The organism is Chromobacterium sp. HL1, assembly GCF_057418835.1.
This window is the reverse complement of the sequence record NZ_CP162399.1, coordinates 1,561,786-1,580,160: the sequence shown is the minus strand read 5'-3', so window position 1 is coordinate 1,580,160 and position 18,375 is coordinate 1,561,786. Positions and strand designations below refer to the sequence as shown.

19 protein-coding genes are annotated in these 18,375 nt (G+C 67.0%); 11 read left to right on the top strand and 8 right to left on the bottom strand.

All coding sequences use genetic code 11. The features are described 5' to 3' along the window. Positions 1-4 precede the first annotated feature (4 nt). The 11 genes from AB1Z25_RS07375 to AB1Z25_RS07325 all read left to right on the top strand — a co-directional run bounded on the left by AB1Z25_RS07375 (position 5) and on the right by AB1Z25_RS07325 (position 11,310). On the top strand, positions 5-907 hold the full coding sequence (locus tag AB1Z25_RS07375; RefSeq protein WP_486636918.1) for an alpha/beta fold hydrolase: 903 nt from the start codon (positions 5-7) through the stop codon (positions 905-907). Beyond that, on the top strand, positions 900-1,718 hold the full coding sequence (locus AB1Z25_RS07370; RefSeq protein WP_107799132.1) for an IclR family transcriptional regulator: 819 nt from the start codon (positions 900-902) through the stop codon (positions 1,716-1,718). Before AB1Z25_RS07375 ends, AB1Z25_RS07370 begins: the two co-directional genes overlap by 8 nt. Positions 1,719-1,730: 12 nt before the next feature. Further along, positions 1,731-2,531, top strand: a complete 801-nt coding sequence (locus tag AB1Z25_RS07365; RefSeq protein ID WP_486636917.1) for an SDR family oxidoreductase — start codon at positions 1,731-1,733, stop codon at positions 2,529-2,531. Further along, a complete protein-coding gene (locus tag AB1Z25_RS07360; RefSeq protein ID WP_486636916.1) occupies positions 2,521-4,185 on the top strand; it encodes a thiamine pyrophosphate-binding protein in 1,665 nt (554 codons plus the stop codon). Before AB1Z25_RS07365 ends, AB1Z25_RS07360 begins: the two co-directional genes overlap by 11 nt. Positions 4,186-4,189: 4 nt before the next feature. Beyond that, positions 4,190-5,020, top strand: coding sequence for an aspartate dehydrogenase (locus AB1Z25_RS07355; protein WP_486636915.1), 831 nt, complete (start codon positions 4,190-4,192; stop codon positions 5,018-5,020). Positions 5,021-5,028: 8 nt separating this feature from the next. Next, the gene (locus tag AB1Z25_RS07350) at positions 5,029-6,507 is read left to right on the top strand and encodes an aldehyde dehydrogenase (RefSeq protein ID WP_486636914.1); all 1,479 of its coding nucleotides are present in this window, start codon (positions 5,029-5,031) and stop codon (positions 6,505-6,507) included. A 104-nt stretch (positions 6,508-6,611) separates the two neighbouring features. Next, positions 6,612-7,586, top strand: a complete 975-nt coding sequence (locus AB1Z25_RS07345) for a VOC family protein (RefSeq protein ID WP_227103898.1) — start codon at positions 6,612-6,614, stop codon at positions 7,584-7,586. A gap of 27 nt (positions 7,587-7,613) precedes the next feature. Continuing rightward, positions 7,614-7,844 carry a recombinase-like helix-turn-helix domain-containing protein gene (locus AB1Z25_RS07340; RefSeq protein WP_107799138.1) on the top strand — a complete coding sequence of 77 codons (231 nt, stop codon included), beginning with the start codon at positions 7,614-7,616 and terminating at the stop codon, positions 7,842-7,844. A 19-nt stretch (positions 7,845-7,863) separates the two neighbouring features. Further along, positions 7,864-8,886, top strand: a complete 1,023-nt coding sequence (locus AB1Z25_RS07335) for a Rieske 2Fe-2S domain-containing protein (RefSeq protein WP_486636913.1) — start codon at positions 7,864-7,866, stop codon at positions 8,884-8,886. Between the two features lie 51 nt (positions 8,887-8,937). After that, on the top strand, positions 8,938-9,897 hold the full coding sequence (locus AB1Z25_RS07330; protein ID WP_486636912.1) for a PDR/VanB family oxidoreductase: 960 nt from the start codon (positions 8,938-8,940) through the stop codon (positions 9,895-9,897). Between the two features lie 138 nt (positions 9,898-10,035). Then, positions 10,036-11,310, top strand: coding sequence for an MFS transporter (locus tag AB1Z25_RS07325; RefSeq protein ID WP_486636911.1), 1,275 nt, complete (start codon positions 10,036-10,038; stop codon positions 11,308-11,310). Positions 11,311-11,518: 208 nt separating this feature from the next. Here the strand turns inward: AB1Z25_RS07325 and AB1Z25_RS07320 are convergent, their stop codons facing one another. From AB1Z25_RS07320 to AB1Z25_RS07285, 8 genes are all read right to left on the bottom strand, one after another. Beyond that, positions 11,519-11,998, bottom strand: coding sequence for a hypothetical protein (locus AB1Z25_RS07320; RefSeq protein ID WP_235089256.1), 480 nt, complete (start codon positions 11,996-11,998; stop codon positions 11,519-11,521). 151 nt (positions 11,999-12,149) lie between these two features. After that, entirely contained in the window at positions 12,150-13,043 is an 894-nt protein-coding gene (locus AB1Z25_RS07315; RefSeq protein ID WP_486636910.1) for an alpha/beta fold hydrolase, read from the bottom strand. 182 nt (positions 13,044-13,225) lie between these two features. Beyond that, positions 13,226-13,807, bottom strand: coding sequence for a uracil-DNA glycosylase family protein (locus tag AB1Z25_RS07310; protein ID WP_486636909.1), 582 nt, complete (start codon positions 13,805-13,807; stop codon positions 13,226-13,228). Between the two features lie 12 nt (positions 13,808-13,819). Continuing rightward, positions 13,820-14,983: a cell division protein ZapE gene (gene zapE / locus AB1Z25_RS07305; RefSeq protein ID WP_486636908.1), complete on the bottom strand. Its 1,164-nt coding sequence runs from the start codon at positions 14,981-14,983 to the stop codon at positions 13,820-13,822. A 170-nt stretch (positions 14,984-15,153) separates the two neighbouring features. After that, positions 15,154-15,777, bottom strand: a complete 624-nt coding sequence (locus AB1Z25_RS07300) for a thiol:disulfide interchange protein DsbA/DsbL (RefSeq protein ID WP_158274268.1) — start codon at positions 15,775-15,777, stop codon at positions 15,154-15,156. Positions 15,778-15,828: 51 nt separating this feature from the next. Beyond that, entirely contained in the window at positions 15,829-16,161 is a 333-nt protein-coding gene (locus AB1Z25_RS07295; protein WP_107799146.1) for a hypothetical protein, read from the bottom strand. 291 nt (positions 16,162-16,452) lie between these two features. Next, entirely contained in the window at positions 16,453-16,764 is a 312-nt protein-coding gene (locus AB1Z25_RS07290; RefSeq protein WP_146176616.1) for a DUF1484 family protein, read from the bottom strand. Between the two features lie 266 nt (positions 16,765-17,030). Continuing rightward, the gene (locus AB1Z25_RS07285; protein ID WP_486636907.1) at positions 17,031-18,359 is read right to left on the bottom strand and encodes an amidase; all 1,329 of its coding nucleotides are present in this window, start codon (positions 18,357-18,359) and stop codon (positions 17,031-17,033) included. Positions 18,360-18,375: the final 16 nt, after the last annotated feature.

The window sequence follows — 18,375 nt, the reverse complement described above, 5'->3', positions numbered from 1 at the left end:
CGCCATGAGCGCACTGGACCTGCCCGCTAACGCCGATAAAACCCTGCTCCTCAAACTGCGCCGACGCTTGCGCCAATGTTTTCCGGAACGCCGGCTCCAGGTGAACGACCGCGTCGTCGCCTACCGCGAATGCGGCGCCGGCGACGCCACCGTCGTGCTGCTGCACGGCATAGGCTCCACTTCGGCCAGCTGGATGGAGGTGGCCGCCGCGCTCGCCCCCCGCGCCCGCGTGCTGGCCTGGGACGCCCCCGGCTACGGCGACACCAGCCCCTTGCCGCAGTCCCGCCCCAAGGCCGACGACTACGCGCAGGCGCTGGAAGGCTTTCTCAAAGCCGCCGGCGTCACCCGCTGCGCCCTGGTCGGCCATTCCCTGGGCGGACTGATGGCCGCCGCCCATGCGCGCCGGCATCCGCAGCGGCTGGAACGACTGCTGCTGGTCTCGCCGGCCCAAGGCTACGGCGCGGCCGATCGGCGCGCCGACGGCGCGCGCATCCGCGGCGAACGGCTGCGCGCGCTGCACGCCCAGGGCCTGGCCCAAGTGGCGGACCAGGCGCCGGCCAGGCTGCTCTCCGCCTCCGCCGACGCCGCCGCGCGCGCCTGGGTGCGCTGGAATATGGCCCAACTCAAGGAGGACGGCTACGGCCAAGCCGTCGAACTGCTGACTGGCGACGATATCGCCCGCTACGCGCCGTCGCCGCTGCCGGTGACGGTGTTCTGCGGCGAGCGCGATCTGGCCACGCCGCCGGCGGATTGCCAGGCCGTGGCCGCCGCCTTCAACGCGCCCTTCCATCTGATTCCCGGCTGCGGCCACGCCTGTCACGTGGAGGCGCCGGCGGCGCTCGCCGACTTGCTCAGCGCCGCTCTCGCCCCGTCCCACCCCCACACCAAGGAAGCCCATCATGGATGAGCAGAACCTCAACGACGCGGCCGCCCGCTATACCGTGCCGGCCCTGGAGCGCGGCCTGCGCCTGCTGGGCGAATTCAGCCGCGGCGAGCCCACGCTGAGCGCGCCGGAGCTGGCGCGCCGGCTGGCGCTGCCGCGCTCCACCGTGTTCCGCATGCTGGCCACGCTGGAACAGCTGGGCTTCATCGAACGCGCGGAAGGCGGCCGCGACTATCGGCTGGGCATCGCCGTGCTGCGCCTGGGTTTCGAATACCTGTCCTCGCTGGAACTGACCGAACTGGGCCTGCCGGTGCTGGGCCGGCTGCGCGACCGGATCGGCCACGCCTGCAGCCTGGTGGTGCGCGACGGACGCTCCATCGTCTACGTCGCCAAGGTCAACCCGCCGTCCTGGATCGCCTCCAACATCAATATCGGCGCCCGGCTGCCCGCTCACGCCACCGTGTTCGGCCGCATCCTGCTGTCGGAACTGCCGCTGGAGAAACTGCGCGAGCTGTATCCGGAAGAGCATCTGGACATCCATTCCAGCCAGACCCCGCGCAACACGCTGGAGCTGTTCCACCTGCTGCAGCAAGACCGGGAGCGCACCTGCCTGGTGGGCGAAGGCTTCTTCGAAACCAATATCTCCACCGTGGCGGCTCCGGTGCGCAACCACGGCGGCGCCATCATCGCCGCCATCGGCGCCACCCTCCCCATGCCCAGGCTGGAGCCCGGCCAAGCCGATGCGCTGGCCGGCCACATCCGCGCCGCCGCCGCCGAACTGTCCCGCGCGCTGGGCCACGCCGGCGGCGGCATGGGCAAAGTCATCCACCTGTGAACGGAGCCTCCGATGAGCTTTTGCGATCTTGATCAGTCCGTCGCCGTCGTCACCGGCGGCTCCTCCGGCATCGGCCTCGCCTGCGTCGAGCAATTTCTCGCCGCCGGCGCCGCAGTGGCTTTTTGCGGCCGCGATCCCGCCCGGCTGGCTCAGGCCGAAGCCCTGCTGCGGCAACGCTTCCCCGCCGCCCGGCTGCTGGCCCGCGCCTGCGACGTGCTCGACCGCGAAGCGGTGAACGCCTTCGCCGCGGAAACGGAGGCCGAGCTGGGCCCGGCGTCCATCCTGGTCAACAACGCCGGCCAGGGCCGCGTGTCCACCTTCGCCGACACCAGCGATGAAGACTGGCTGGACGAGCTGCGGCTGAAATTCCTGTCGGTCATCCATCCCACCCACGGCTTCCTGCCGCAGCTGGAGCGCCGCGCGCCGGCCGCCATCGTCTGCGTCAACTCGCTGCTGGCCCTGCAGCCGGAACCGCATATGGTCGCCACCTCCGCCGCCCGCGCCGGCGTGCTCAATCTGGTTCGCTCGCTGGCCACCGAGTTCGCCCCGCGCGGCGTGCGCGTCAACGGCATCCTGATCGGCCTGGTCGACTCCGGACAATGGCGGCGGCGCTTCGCCGAGCGCGAGGACCCGGCGCAGGACTGGGACCAATGGAGCGCCGCGCTCGCCGCGCGCAAACAGATTCCGCTCGGCCGGCTGGGCCTGCCGCAAGAGGCCGCCCAAGCCGTGTTCTTCCTCGCATCCCCACTCTCTTCCTACACCACGGGAAGCCATCTCGACATCTCTGGAGGCCTGTCGCGTCATGCCCGATAAACACACCGTCACCGTCGGCGAAGCGCTGGCGATCTTCCTCGAAAACTGCGGCGTCAAAGCCGCCTTCGGGGTGATCTCCATCCACAATATGCCCATACTCGACGCGCTGAACCAACGCGGCCACATCCGTTTCGTGCCGGCGCGCGGAGAGGCCGGCGCCGCCAATATGGCCGACGCCTGCGCCCGCACCACCGGGCGGCTGGGCGTCTGTCTGACCAGCACCGGCACCGCCGCCGGCAACGCCGCCGGCGGCATGGTGGAGGCGCTGACCGCCGGCACGCCGCTGCTGCACATCACCGGCCAGATCGAAACGCCCTATCTGGACCAGGAGCTGGCCTACATCCATGAAGCGCCCGAGCAGCTCGGCATGCTGCGCGCCGTGTCCAAGGCCGCCTTCCGCGTGCGCAACGCGCAAACCGCGGTCGGCGTGTTCAAACAGGCGGCGCGCGCCGCGCTGAGCGCGCCCTGCGGACCGGTCAGCATAGAAATCCCCATCGACATCCAGGCCGAGCGCATCCCGCTGCCGGCCGATCTTACGCCGCTGCCGCCCTTGATCGCCGTCCCGTCCGAGGCCGCGCTCGACGCGCTGGCGGACCGGCTGGCCGCGGCGCGCCGGCCGCTGCTGTGGCTGGGCGGCGGCGCGCGCGGCGCGGCCGACGCGGCTCAACGCTTGCTGCGCCTGGGTTTTGGCGTGGTCAGCAGCACCCAGGGGCGCGGCATCGTGCCGGAAGACGATGAACGCAGCCTGGGCGCTTACAACCTGCACCCGCCGGTGGAAGCCCTCTATCAAAGCTGCGACGCCATGCTGGTGGTCGGCTCCCGCCTGCGCGGCAATGAAACCCTGAAATACCAGCTCAAGCTGCCGCGCCCCTTGTACCGCATCGACGCGGACCCCGCGGCGGAAGGCCGCGGCTACGTCGACGACGTCTTCGTCTGCGGCGACGCCGCGTTGGCGCTGGACGGGCTGGCGCGGCGGCTGGAAGGCCGGCTGCGCGTGGACCCGGCCCTGCCCGCCGATCTGTGGCGCGCGCGCCAGGCCGCCGTGGACGCGCTGCTGGACGGGCTGGGGCCCTATCGCCGCCTGGTGGAAACCTTGCAAGCCCGCATCGGCCGCGACTTCAACTGGGTGCGCGACGTCACCGTCTCCAACAGCACCTGGGGCAACCGCCAGCTGCGGCTGTTCTCCGCCACCGCCGGCGTCCACGCGTTGGGCGGCGGCATCGGCCAGGGGCTGGCGATGAGCATAGGCGCCGCCATCGGCGCGGCCGCCTACGGCAGCGGCCGCAAAACCCTGGGCCTGGCCGGCGACGGCGGCTTCATCCTCAATCTGGGCGAGTTGGCCACCGCGGTTCAGGAGCAGGCGGATCTGGTGATGATTCTGATGAACGACCAGGGCTACGGCGTGATCAAGAACATCCAGGACGCCCACTACGGCGGCCGCCGCTGCTATGTGGACCTGCACACCCCGGACTACGCCCAGCTGTGCGCCTCGCTGCGGCTGCCGCACCGCAAGGTCAGCCGGCTGGAGGAGCTGGATCAGGCGCTGACCGCGGCGCTGGAACACAGCGGCCCCTTCCTGCTGGAAATCGACATGCTGGCGATAGGCCGCTTCAAAAGCGTCTTCGCCGGCCCGCCCACCAAGCAACAGGACTGAGCCCATGGACCGCTCTCATCCCAAACCCGTGCTGGACATCGCCCTGGTGGGCTGCGGCGCCGTCGGCGCCGGCGTGCTGGAAGGGATCGCGGCGGAGCCGGCCCTGCGCGTCGGCCAGGTGCTGGTGCCCGCGCCGGACGACGCCCGCGTCCGCGCCACCCTGGCCCGCCTCGCCCCGCAGGCGAGACCGCAGCGCGCGCTGGACCCGGACGCGCCCGCGCCGGATCTGCTGGTGGAATGCGCCGGCCACGCCGCCGTCGCCCAACACGTGCTGCCGGCGCTGGAGCGCGGCATCGACTGCCTGATCGTCTCCGCCGGCGCGCTGACCGAAGACGGCTTGGCGGAACGGCTGGAACAGGCGGCCCGGCGCGGCGGCGCGCAAGCGCGACTGCTCTCCGGCGCCGTCGGCGCCATCGACGCGCTGGCCGCCGCTCGTCTGGGGGGGCTGGAACAGGTGAGCTACACCGGCCGCAAGCCGCCGCTGGCCTGGCGCGGCACGCCGGCGGAACGGGATTGGGATCTGGCGGCCTTGAGCCAGGCGCAATTGATCTTCTCCGGCAGCGCGCGGGAAGCGGCGCGGCGTTTTCCCAAGAACGCCAACGTCGCCGCCACCGTGGCGCTGGCCAGCCTGGGCCTGGACCGGGTGCAGGTCCGGCTCTACGCCGACCCGGCCGCCCACGGCAACCAGCATTGCATAGACGCCCGCGGCGGCTTCGGCGAGCTCAGTCTCAGCCTGCAAGGCCAAGCGCTGCCCGGCAATCCGAAAACCTCCGCCCTCACGGTTTACAGCGTGGTCCGAGCCTTGCTCAACCATGTCCGGGCCATCGCCATCTAGGAGCCATCATGAGCACACTCTCCTCCCCCCTGCCCATTTGCATTGCCGGCGCGTGGCGGCCAGGCCGCGGCGATCTCTATCACAGCCGCTACCCCGCCACCGACGAAGCCGTGGCCTGTCTGCACGCCGCCAGCCTGGACGATGTGGAAGAAGCCGTCCAGGGCGCGCAACGCGCCTTCGACGCCAGCGGCTGGCCGCAGTGGAAGCCGCACCAACGCGCGCGGGTGCTCTACCGCGTGGCCGAAGGCATCCGCGCGCGCGCCGAAGAACTGGCCCAGTTGCAAAGGCTGGACAACGGCAAACCCATCCGGGAAACCCGCGCCTTGGTGGCCAGCGCCGCCGACACCTTTCAATTCTTCGCCGCCGCCTGCGAAACGCTGGAAGACAGCGTCACCCCCTCGCGCGGCGATTATCTGAGCCTGAGCCTGCACGAGCCCATGGGCGTGGTGGCCGCCATCACCCCCTGGAACTCCCCCATCGCCAGCGAGGCGCAAAAACTGGCTCCGGCCCTGGCCGCCGGCAACGCCGTGGTGCTGAAACCGGCCGAGGCCACGCCGCTGCTGGCGCTGGAGCTGGCCAGGATCTGCGAACAGGCCGGCCTGCCCAAGGGCCTGCTCAGCGTGCTGCCCGGCAAGGGCTCGCTGATCGGCGACGCCATCGCGCGTCATCCGCTGGTGCGGCGCGTGGCCTTTACCGGCGGCACCGCCATCGGCCGCCACATCGCCGCGCTGGCGGCGCAAAAACTGATGCCGGTCTCGCTGGAGCTGGGCGGCAAGTCCCCGACCATCGTGTTTGCCGACGCCGACCTCGACCACGCCATGGCCGGCGTGCTCTACGGCATCTTCAGCTCCTCCGGCGAATCCTGCGTCGCCGGCTCCCGGCTCTTCATCGCCCGCCCGCTGTACGCCGACTTCATCGCCCGGCTGTCGGCCGGCGCCCGGCGCTTGCGCCTGGGCGACCCGGCCGACCCCCTCACCCAGATGGGACCGCTGATCAGCGCCGCCCACCGCGAACAGGTGGAAGCCCATGTGGCGCGCGCGCTGGAGGACGGCGGCCGCCTGCTCTGCGGCGGCGAGCGTCCGCGCGGCGCCCTGTTTGATCGCGGCCATTACTACCCGCCCACCATCGTCGACGGCCTGGACAACCAGGCGCGGCTATGCCGGGACGAAGTCTTCGGCCCGGTGCTGGCGGCGCTGCCCTTCGACGACGAGGCCGATCTGATCGCCCAGGCCAACGACAGCGTCTACGCGCTGGCGGCCGGCGTCTGGACCCGCGACGCGCAGCGCGCCTGGCGCCTGGCGCGCGCGCTGCAGGCCGGCACCGTATGGATCAACACCTACAAGCAGTTCTCGGCGGCCACCCCTTTCGGCGGCTGGCGCGACAGCGGGCTGGGCCGCGAAAAAGGCCGGCACGGCATCTTGCAATACATGGAGCAGAAAGGCGTGTACTGGGGGCTGAATCCGGAACCGCTGCCCTGGACCAACTAAGAGTCCGCTCACAAAACCCCTAGCTGGGCTCAGGCTCTCTACGCGGTTTTGCCAGCGGCTCTAAACCGCATTCCACCGGCTTCACAACAAGAGGAGGATCCGCCATGGCGGTGCTTGGCATAGACGAAGTGAACTATCGCGCGGCCGATCTGGCCGCCTGCAAACGCTTTTTCCTGGATTGGGGACTGCGCCTGGAGCGGGAAAGCGATCAGCAACTGGAATTCCGCAGCCTCAACGACTGCGTGGTGCGCGTCTCCCACCCGGACCTGCCCGGACTGCCCGCCGGCCTGGAGGAAGGGCCCACCTTGGTGGAAGTGGTCTGGGGCGTGGAAAGCGCCGGCGATCTGGATCAATACGCCGCGCAGTTGCGCAATCTGCCCGGCTTCCGGCGCGAAGCGGAGCGGCTGCGCTGCCAGGACCCTTGCGGCCTGAGCATCGCGCTGCAAGTCAGCCGCAAGCGCCCGCTGCAACTGGACTGCGCCCGCTTCAACAGCTGGAGCGAACGGCCGCGCGTGGATCAGCGCGCCCCGGTTTACGAACGCGCCCAACCGATAGAAGTGGGTCATGTGGTGCTCTTCGTCGACCAGCGCGAAGCCATGGTGCGCTTTTACTGCGACCGGCTGGGCTTCGCCCTGTCCGACCAATACCCGCAACGCGGCAGCTTCCTGCGCTGCGCGCCGCGCGGCGGCCACCATGACCTATTCCTGCTGCAATTGCCCAGCGGCAAGAAAGGCCTCAACCACGTGGCCTTCGCCGTGCGCGACATACACGAAGTGATAGGCGGCGGCCTGGCCATGGACCGGCTCGGCTGGAAAACCGAACTGGGCCCGGGCCGCCACCCCATCTCCTCGGCCTACTTCTGGTACTTCGAGAACCCGGCCGGTGGCCTGGTCGAGTACTACAGCGACGAGGACGAACTGACCGAAGCCTGGCAGCCGCGCGACTTCGAGCCCGGGCCGGAACGCTTCGCGGAATGGGCGGTGACCGGCGGCCTGGACGGCCACACCCGCCGCCCCAAACACGCAGAGACGCCGCGCCGGGGCTTTCTCACCGACAAAACCGGCGAAACCGACCGCTAAACCGCACCCCGTCCCAAGGAGAACCCCATGAGCCGAGTCATCCCGTCCCGCTACCTGGAGCCCCGCCAGGCGCAGCAAACCGCCCCCACGCCTTACGAAGATCTGCTGGGCGACGCCCTGGAGCGCGCTTACGCGCAGGAAATCCACGATCTGAACGCCTTGCTTGCCCACCTGAACCAGCACGGCCCATCCGCGCCCAACGGCGGCAGCTGGAACGAAGCGCTGTTCCGCGCCGAAATGGCGCGCCTGGCTCAATAAACCCATCGAGGAGAACATCATGAGCGATTTCAGCATGGAACAAATCGACGCCTATCTGGCCAAGGGCCTCAAAGACCGCTGGCACATGGTCTGTCCGTCCCGCTTCGTCGGCGACCGCGCCGTCAGCCTGCGCCGCCTCGGATACAAGCTGGCGCTGTGGCGCGAGCCGGCCAACGGCAAGGTCCACTGCCTGGAAGACCACTGCCCGCACCGCGGCGCGCCGCTGTCCATGGGCTTTGTGCTGGGAGACCGCCTGGGCTGCGCCTATCACGGCGTGGAGGTGGACTGCCGCGGCACCGTCACCCGGGTGCCGGGCAGCCCCGGCTGCAAGCTGGAAGGCGCCAAGGCCGCTCGCGCTTTTCACGTGGAGGAGCAGGCCGGCATGATCTTCATCTACAACGCCAGCCAAGAGGTGGCCGCGCCGCCTCCGCTGCGGCTGCCGGAGTATCTGAACTCCGACGAATGGAGCCACTTTCCCTGCTATGTGGAATGGGGCAACGACTACCGCTACGTGGCCGACAATGTGATGGACCCGATGCACGGCGCCTTCCTGCACAAGCAATCCCACACCATGTCCGAGGGCGCCAGCCAGGCCGAATTCGCCATCCGGGACCTGGAGCAAGGTTTCGTCTTTGAAAAAACCGGCCAAAAAAACGTCAACTTCGACTGGACCGAACTCATAGACAACGGCACGGCGATGTGGCACCGGCTGGAAATCCCCTATCCCAAGACCGGCGGCCCCGGCGGCAACTTCACCATCATCGGCATGTACACCCCGATCAGCCGCGAACTGTGCGCCGTGGTGTTCTGGCGCTGCCGCAAGGTCAGCGGCTGGCAGCGCGACACCTGGCGCTTTCTGTATAAAAACCGGCTGGAGGCGCGCCACTGGCAGGTGCTGGAACAAGACCGTGTAGCCTTGGAAAACATGGAGCTGGACGCCTGGGACCGGGAGTTCCTGTACCAGCACGATATGGGCATCGTGCGTCAGCGCCGCTATCTGCGCCGCCTCGCCGCCGAACAAATGGCCGCCGCTCAAGGCTGAACCCCGCGTCGGAGCGGCCATGCCGCTCCGCGCCCGCAACGAGATCCCGCCATGACTCAAACCCTGCTCACCCTGCGCCTGGAGGCGATGCGTCGCGAAGCCGACGGCGTGCTCAGCCTGGAGCTGGCCCGGCCGGACGGCGGCCCGCTGCCGCAAGCCGAGGCCGGCGCCCACATCGATCTGCACCTGCCCAACGGCATGGCGCGCAGCTACTCGCTGGTCACGCCGCGCTGCGCGCCGCGCGCCTACGTGGTGGCCGTCCAGCTGGACCGCGCCAGCCGCGGCGGCTCTCTCTACATCCATCAGCAGCTGCGCGTCGGCGCGGAACTGCCGGCTTCCGCGCCCCGCAATCATTTCCGGCTGGAAGAAAGCGCCGGCCAAACCGTGCTGATCGCCGGCGGCATCGGCATCACCCCCATCTACAGCATGTACGCGCGGATGCGCGAACTGGGCCGGCCGGTCAGCCTGCTCTACTGCGCCCGCGCCCGCGAACAGGCGGCCCTGGCCGACGACATCGCCCGCGGCGGCCAGCCGATAGACTGGCATATCGACGCCGAAGCCGGCTGCCCGCCCAAGCTCGCCGGCTTTCTGGAGCGCTTCCCCGCCGACAGCCATTTCTATTGCTGCGGCCCCGGCCCCATGCTGGACAGCTTTGAGCAAATATGCGCGGACCTGGCCCTGCCCCATGTCCACATCGAACGCTTCGCCGCCAAGCCCGCCGCGCAGGCCGACGCCGCCGAGCGAGCGCCCTACGAAGTGGTGCTGGCCCAAAGCGGGCGCAAGCTCAATGTGGCCGCCGGCCAATCCCTGCTCGACGCCTTGCTGGCCCACGGCGTCAAGGTGGACTGCAGCTGCCGGGAAGGCATTTGCGGCGCTTGCGAAACCCGGGTGCTGGACGGCGAGCCGGAGCACCGCGACTCGGTGCTGAGCCCGGCCGAGCGCCGGGCCGGCAACACCATGATGATCTGCGTCTCCGGCTGCAAGAGCCGGCAGCTGGTCCTGGATCTCTAAACGCGCGCCCGCGATGGGCGCGACGGTCTCCCCCTTCACCACAACCGGCCCCAAGCGGGCCGGCGGGGAGCCTTTGCGCCCGCAGCCGGCGCGCCTCGAGCGGCGACAAGACCGCCCCACGCAATAGGAGAAAGAGCAATGAACACACGCAATCAACGCTGGCTGGGCGTGGCCACGCTGTTCCTGGTGGTCGCCATTTCCTACGTCGACCGGATCAATATCGCGGTGCTGATCACCCAGAACGACTTTCTGCGCCACCTGGGCATCACCGTGCACGATCGCGGCGCGCAAGGCTTGCTGGCCACCGCCTTCATGGCCGGTTACGGCCTGTCCGCCATCCTGTTCACCCCATTTTGCGCCGCTTTGTTCGGCGTGCGCCGCAGCCTGATCTACGGGCTGTGCCTTTGGGGGCTGATCACCTTTGTTTCACCCTGGTTCAACAGCTACGGCATGTTGCTGACGTCGCGCGCGCTGCTCGGCTTCGCCGAAGGGCCGCTGTTCGCGCTGGGCTCCTCCTATATCAAGGCCCACTTCGACAGCGGGGAAAGCGGCAAGCCCAACGCCCTGTTCAATATGGGCACCGGCCTCGGGCTGGCCGTCGGCTATCCGCTGATCGGCTACACCGTGGCGCTGCTGGACTGGGAATCGTCCTTCCACCTGCTGGGTCTGCTCAATGTGCTGCTGGGCGTGCCGCTGGTGCTGGCCTTCGTGCGCATGCCCCTCTCTTACGCCGCCTTGCCGCGGCCGGAGTCCCCGCGCGCCGCGCTCGCCACCGTGGCCGATCTGTTCCGGGGGGCCTTCCACACCCGCCACATCCTGACCATGACCCTGCTCACCGCCGCTTTTCTCGCCTATCTATGGGGCAGCAGCAACTGGCTGCCGGCCTATTTGCAGCAGGCCCGGGGCTTCTCCCTGCGTGAAATGGGCTGGCTAGCCTCGCTGCCGCAATACGCGGTGGTGCTGGGCGTGCTGCTGGGCGGCCTGCTGCTGGACCTGACCCCGCGCCGCCGCGTGCCTTTGATCTTCGTCTTCGCCAGTATGGGCGTGGCGCTGGCGGTGCTGCTGGCCATCAACAGCGCGGACCGCTACACCGCCGCCTATTGCCTGACCGCCGCCGGGCTGTGCTGGGGACTGCAAAGCCCGGCCATTCCCAGCACCGTCCAGTACTACTCGCGGGCCGAGCACGTGGCCTGCGCCTTCGGCATCACCAATGGCGTAGGCGGGCTGACGGCCGGCCTCATGCCGGTGTTGATGGGCTGGCTGATCAGCCTGAGCGGGGACAGCGGCGGCGGCTTCGCCATGGGCTTCGCCAGCCTGATCGGCACCCAGGTGGTGGTGATCGCCTGCGGTCTGGCCTTGCTGCGCGGAGATCAGACCGTGGTAGTGCAGGCGCAAGCCAGCCCTACTCTTTGAGCATCAAGCGCACTCGGAACCGCCCTGGCAAGCTAATACGAAACCACGCGAAACCCGCTAAATGCACTTAAGCATCCTCTTGTTTCGCAGAGCCCAAAGCCGCCCGACACCATGTGCCGAGTGGCTTTTGTTTTATGGCCGCAATGCAAAAAAGCCTTGCTTGCGCAAGGCTCAACGCGACAGGCAAGCCGCGCCATTGGCAAAGACATCAGCGTGCCGGCGCCGCCACCTCGATTTTCACATGGCGGGTATTGCCATTCTTCTGATTAAAGCTGCGATTGATCACACCAATAGCGCTACTGCTGCCCTGCTTGACTTCTTTGTCAAACAGAAAAGTCATCACCCCAAGATTACCCTTGATCAGCAATGGCCTGCTGGTCCCCTCCCAGTTGGAACTTAGCAATTGAGCCGCACCTTCGCCAACCATGTCCAATTCCAGAGTTTGATCGGTGTGACACCTGCCGGCGGAGAGGTTGAAACCCGGATAAATCGCCACACTGTCATTGCTTATCGTTTTGAGGATTTTATTGCCTGGCTCCACCGGCGTTTGCGGCCCCTCTCCGCTTAGTGTGTATTGAATTGGACAGGAGCCGTTATTGACCAACTCAAACGTATAGGCATCCGCAGCCATGGCATGAGCGCTGCCCAAAATCAGCGCGGCACTGATCGCCAAGTGTTGAAACTTCATAATCTCTCCAAAATTAAAATGAATTATTTAGCCAAAATAGAATGCAAATCGATTGGCAAATCCAGATTAATGGAGTGATTCTGAAGAGGAAAACATTCTCAAATCAATCTAAAAGCCGCCTCGGGGGACGGCTCCGAGGTCCGCCCCGCCATTACCCAGCCCGCCGCCGCGCAAAATCCAGCCAGAGCTCCGCCACCCGGCGCGGCTGTTCCATCATCGGCAGATGGCCCACCTGCTCCAGCACCTGCTTTTCGCTGCCGGCGATGGCGGTGGCGAAGCAGTCCGCATCCTCCACGTGCAGGATGCGGTCCTCGCGCCCCCAGACAATCAGCGTCGGCGCCTGGATGCTCGCCAGCACCGGCCGCTGATCCACGCTGTCGAACAAATCGTCGAAAATCCTGCGCTCCACCTCGGCGCGTTCCGCCTTGCGCGCCGCCGCCACCTCGATGGCGAAGCCGGGCACCGGCGGCGGCCGGTACATCGCCCAGTCCAGCATCGCCCTCACCCCGTCCGCGCTCGTCATGTCCAGCATCGGGTTGTCCCCGCTGCGCTGCCACGACTCGGCCATTTCACTGGCGCTGACGCCGGCGCCGGCGGCGTTGAGCAGGGTCAGGCTGACCACCGACTGCGGATAGCGCGCGGCGAAGTTGGCGGCGATGGCGCCGCCCATGGAATTGCCGATCAGATGGACGCTCTCCACGCCCCAGGCCTCCAGGAAAACGCGCAGCCGGTCCGCCTGCGCCTCCACCCGGTAGCTGATGTCCAGGCCGGACATGCTGTCGCCGTGACCGGGCAAGTCCGGCAGGATCAAACGGAAGGTCTTGGGCAGGCAGCGCGCCAGCATCGCCCAATGGTCTTTCTCCGCGCCGAAACCGTGCAACATCAGCACCGTAGGCGCGCCGGCCGGCGCCGGACGCTCCAGCCAGCTCAACTCGCCCTGCTCCAGCCGCAGCCGCCGCGGCCTCAAGCCGGCCCAGCGCCGCTGCTGGCGCACGCCCCAGTCAAACAACCATTGCTTGCCGTTCCAGATCCAGCGTCGCCACATTGCGGCCTCCTTGGAGAAACATCGATGGTGAATAGTGCTTAGAACGTGTTTACGATCTCGCGAGCTAAGGCGAAAACGAGCGAAAAAGCGGAATGTACAGGTGGCACATGAGCATTTTGAGCTCGGTTTCAACGCCCATTTCTATCCATCCCGCCGACGCGCGGCAGATCGTAAACAGCTTCTCAGCCGCGCTCCAACACCTCGGCCACCCGCTGCCGCAAAGCCGGCAGCAGCTCGGCCTCGAACCAGGGATGACGGCGGAACCACAGCTGATTGCGTGGGCTGGGGTGCGGCAGCGGCAGCAAGGCCGGCCAATGTTCGCGCCAACGCTCCACCGCCTCGGTCAGCCGCGGATAGCGGCCCGGCAGGTGATAGCGCTGCGCGTACTGCCCCAGCAAAATCGTCAATCGCAGATGCGGCAGGCCGGCCAGCAAGGGCCGGCGCCAGGCGGCCGCGCATTGCGGCGGCGGCGGCAGATCGCCGGATGGGCCGGTGCCGGGATAACAGAAAGCCATCGGCAGGATGGCGATGCGGGTTTCATCGTAAAACACCGTCTTGTCCACGCCCAGCCAATCGCGCAGCCGCTCGCCGCTGGGGTCGTCGAAAGGCAGGCCGGACGCGTGCACGCGCCGCCCCGGCGCCTGGCCGGCGATCAGGATGCGCGCGTCCGGATGCCATTGCAGCACCGGGCGCGGGCCGTGCGGCAGGCTGTCCGCGCACAGCCGGCAGGCGCGCACTGCTTGCAGCAGGCCGGCGGCGTCCATGTCCGCGGCCGTTTACAGCACCACGCCGACCGGCGGCTGGTCGTGGGTCTGGCCGACGGACTGGTGCGGCAGCTCCAGATAGCTGCGCGATTGCATCTCGGTCAGCCGGCTGGCGGTGCGGAAGAATTCGCCGGCCTGCAGCCCCTCGGTGTACAGCTGCTCCGGCTCGGCGGCGGCGGAGGCCACCAGCTTGACGCGGTTGTCGTAAAACACGTCCACCAGCCAGGTGAAGCGGCGGGCGATGGACGCCTCGCGCGCGGTGATCTTGGGGATGCCGCTGACGAAGACGGTATGGTATTCGGTGGCGATTTCCAGATAATCGGTCTGCGCGCGCGGGCCGTCGCACAAGGCCAGGAAATCGAACCAGATCGCCCCGGCGGCCAGGCGCTTGACCGGAATCTCGCGGCCCAGCACCTCGATGGCGCGTTTTTTCTGCTCCACGCCGTGGCTCAGGCGCTGGAACAGCTGCTCCATCTTCTCCTCGCTGGCCGCGTCCGCCGGCACCATGAACAGCGGTTCGCGCGTCAGCTCGCGCAGCCGGTAATCGTTGCCGCCGTCCACGTTCAGCACTTTCAGCTCGCGCTTGATCAGTTCAATGGTGGGCAGGAAGTTCTGCCTTTGCAGGCCGTTGGGATAGAGGCCGTCCGGCGCGTAGTTGGAGGTGGTGACCAGCACCACGCCGCGCTCGAAAAGCGCCGACAGCAGCCGGCCCAACATCATCGCGTCGGCGATGTCGCTGATGTGGAATTCATCGAAGCACAGCAGACGGGTGTCGCGGGCGATCTTGTCGGCATAGGCCAGCAAGGGATCCTTGCTGCCGGCCAGCGCGCGCAACTCGCGGTGCACCTCGGCCATGAAATTGTGGAAATGAATGCGGCGCTTGCGGCGGTAAGGCACGCAGGCGTAGAAGGCGTCCATCAGAAAGCTCTTGCCGCGCCCCACCCCGCCCCAGAAATACAGGCCTTTGGGCACGTCCGGGCTGCGCAGGCTGCGCCCGAGGAAGCGATTGCGCTTGTTCTTGAACTCCACCAGCTGATGCCACAGCAGGTCCAGCTCCTCGATCGCCGCCGCCTGGGCCGCGTCGTGGATGAAGCCGGGTTTTTCGCTGGCGGCCTGATACCAGGCCTTGGGGCTGAGATGGGCGTTCCCATCCGGGGAGAAAGTATGCTGGGACATGGGCGGCGGAGTGTGCAAACGCTATAAACGATACGGTCCGCCATCATACCCCGTTTGGACCTGCGGGCAAAAACGATGCGGCCGCCCGAGAAGGCGGCTGCGTGCTCTCAAGAAGCGGCTCAATGCCCGCCGCGCATGGCGATGCGGCATTGAACCGCTTGTCGAAACATTCAGACCTGGCCGTTTCTTTGCGCCCTCACCTTGGCCAGCAGCGCGTCCAGCACTTTCCGCGTCTGCACCGGCTGGGCCGCGGCGAGCACGTATTTGCCGTCCACCACCAGCATGGGCGTGCTGCTAATCCGGTAATCCTTGGTGAACTTGGCGGCGGCTTCCACCTGGGCTTTGACCGCGAAGGAATGGTATACCGCCATGGTCTTGGCGGCGTCCACGCCCGGCTGGCGGCGCAGCCATTTCTCAAACTCCGCCTCCTTGCCCAGATTGATCTTGTCGTGCTGCACCGCGCGGAAGGCGGCCACATGCAAACGATCGGCCAAACCCGCGGCGTTCAGGGTGGCGAACACCCGGGCGAAGCCTTCCATCGGCCGGCCCCACACCACATGCTTGCGCACCACGTTCACATCCTTGGGCTGAGCCTTCAACCAGGCCGTGATCGCGGCGTCCTGAGCGTAACAATAGTGACAGGGATAGGAGAAAAACTCCGCCACCTCGATCTTGTCGCCGCTGGACACCGGATGCGGCTTGGGCAGCACCAGGTAATCCTTGCCCACCGTCGGCTGCGCTTGCGCCGCGCCCAAGGCCAATAAAAACCAGCACAACAGCAAAAATGCTCTCATGAAAACTCCGCTCATATGGAATCCGCCGCCGGCCGGCCGCCCCAGTCAGATTCAGGCCGTGGCCAGCAAAGTCGGCACCTCGGCCGTCTTTTCCACCTTGTTCAGCTTGGGCTCGGTCTTGCCCAGCGAGCGCAGGCGCTGCAACTCTTCCCTCAACAGCTTGATTTCTTCCTGCATTTTCTGGCGCATGTCCGCCTCCGCCTTGCGTACGTCCAGGCTCAGTTTTTTGTCCATTTCCGACGTCAACTTCTCATCGAGAAACGATTCGTACTTTTTGAACAACTCATCGCGGTAAACATCCAGCTGCAAACGCAACATGAGGTTTTCCTCCTCCATTTCGGCCAATTTGTGCTGGAACTGGGCGACATTCATATTGAAGTTCATGCTTTCTCCTAGCAGATGGCTCGCAAACGGCGCGATCAGCTCGTGCCGACAGGCCGGAGCGGGATTCCGGTTAAAAAAATATCCCTCTCCACGCAGGGAGAGGGAGGCAAACATAATGGGTTTGCAATAGACACTAGGCAGCTCAACACCGGGGGATCGGCGTGAGACCCTATGCGGCAGGGCGCCGCACAAGATGAGGCAAGTATGCGCAAGCGCGCCGTCAAAAAATATCTGACCAGTACGAAAAGCCGGCCCCGACGCGCTGTTGCGCGCGCATCGCCGCGGCGGGGCTCAAACCAGGCGGTTAAGAACGTTCAAGCCCTGGCTCAGCCGCTGCTGCACCGGCTCCAGCAAGGCCGCCGCCTCCTCGCTGCTGAACAGCAAGGGTTCGTCGCGACGTTGCAGCACGGTCAGAATGGCTTGCAAACCGACATGGGCTGAGCGGATCTCCATCAAGCCCTGCAACAGGCAGGCGTCCATCTCCGCGCACTGCAAAGCCATCTGCCGGCCAAGATGAAACAGCGCGTGCTGATCCGGCTGGGCGTCGAGCAAATCCTGGTTCAACAGCTTCAGTTGCTCCATCATGGGTAATTGGCCTTTCATCACCGTTCTCCTTAGACCCGCTAACAAAACCCCTGATCCTGCGTTGCGCCTCCTTGCCGTACGACTTGTACTGCCTGCGTCGGCGCGCCTTGGCTCAGGTTCTCTGCGAGGTTTTGTTCGCGGCTCTTAATGAACCTGTTCAACGTCTGCCACATTGCATGATGAGTGCCGGCTTCAGAACGCTCATGCCCCACTTGCGCACTCCGCTTCTTCAGCCGTTTTCGCCTTGTCTCCCTCTCACGCGCCAGACCTTGAACCGGCCCGGTTCAACACTCCAACACGCGCTCAATGCCGGCGGCGATTTTCAGGGTATGGGTATCGCGGCCATGCAGCCCGCACACGCTCAAACCGATCTGAGCCGTCAGCGGCAGGCTGAGCGCGCAGCCGTCCAGCAGATTGGCCACAGCGCTGTTGCGCTGAGCCAGCCGGTTCAAACGGCCGTAGTCCTCGTCGTCGTCCAGCTCCGCCAGCCTGGGCGGCAGAATCGCCACCGTGGGCATCAGCCAGGCGTCGGCCATGGACAGGCGATGCGCGGCGACGGCTTGCAGCGTGCGGCGACGCTCCAGCAGCTCCAGATACCTGACCGCGCTCTGACCGGCCCCCTGCCGCAGATGTCGGACCACGCGCGGGTCGTAGTAAGCGCCGTCCTCGCTCTCTAGCCGCTCGCCATGCTCGTGCCAGGCCTCGGCCGCCGCCAGCCCGCCCTGGGCATCCATGTCCGCAATCCAGCCAAGCTCGGGGAAATCGAAACGTATGATGCGGGCGCCGGCCTGGGACAAACGCGCCAGGGCCTCGTCAAAAGCCTGGGCCACGGCGGGGTCCAGATGGTCTGCAAGATAGTCTTCGGTCACGTAAAGCCGGCGTTTTTTCACGTCGGGGGGCTGACCGCGCGCATGAGAGGGCGTCCAGCCGCTACAAAGCACCGCGTCCAGGATGGTGCAGCAAGAAACCGAGCGCCCCAGCGTTCCGATGGAATCCAGCGACGGCGACAAGGGCAGGCAGCCCTGCATCGGCACCCGCTTCGCCGTAGCCTTGAAACCGACCAGGCCGCAAAAGGCGGCGGGAATGCGCGCCGAGCCGCCGGTGTCCGAGCCCAGCGCGGCAACGCTCATGTCCAGGGCCACGCTGACGGCCGCGCCGGAACTGGACCCGCCCGCCACGCGTTCCGGATCGCCGGGATTGCGCGGGGTGCCGTAATGCGGATTCAAGCCCAGGCTGGAGCAAGCGAACTCGCTCATATTGGTGCGCCCCAGCAGCACCGCGCCGGCCGCGCGCAGCTTCGCCACCACGGTTGCATCCTGCTGCACCGGCGGATTTTGCTTCCGCACCACGGAGCCGGCGGTGGTGATCTGGCCCTGGACGTCGAACAGGTCTTTGACCGACAGGGGAAGACCCGCCAGCGGCGTGGGATAGAGACCGACGGCGTCGATGTGCCGGGCGGCGGCCAGCGCAGCTTGGGCGTCCACATGGGTAAACGCCGCGCCTCCTGCCGCCCTATGGCCGGCGATGACGGTCAGCGCCTGCTCCGTCAGCGCCACGCTGCTGGTTCTGCCCAATTGCAAATCCCGATGCAACTGCATCACGGTCGCTTTCATGCCGTGCCCTCCCCGG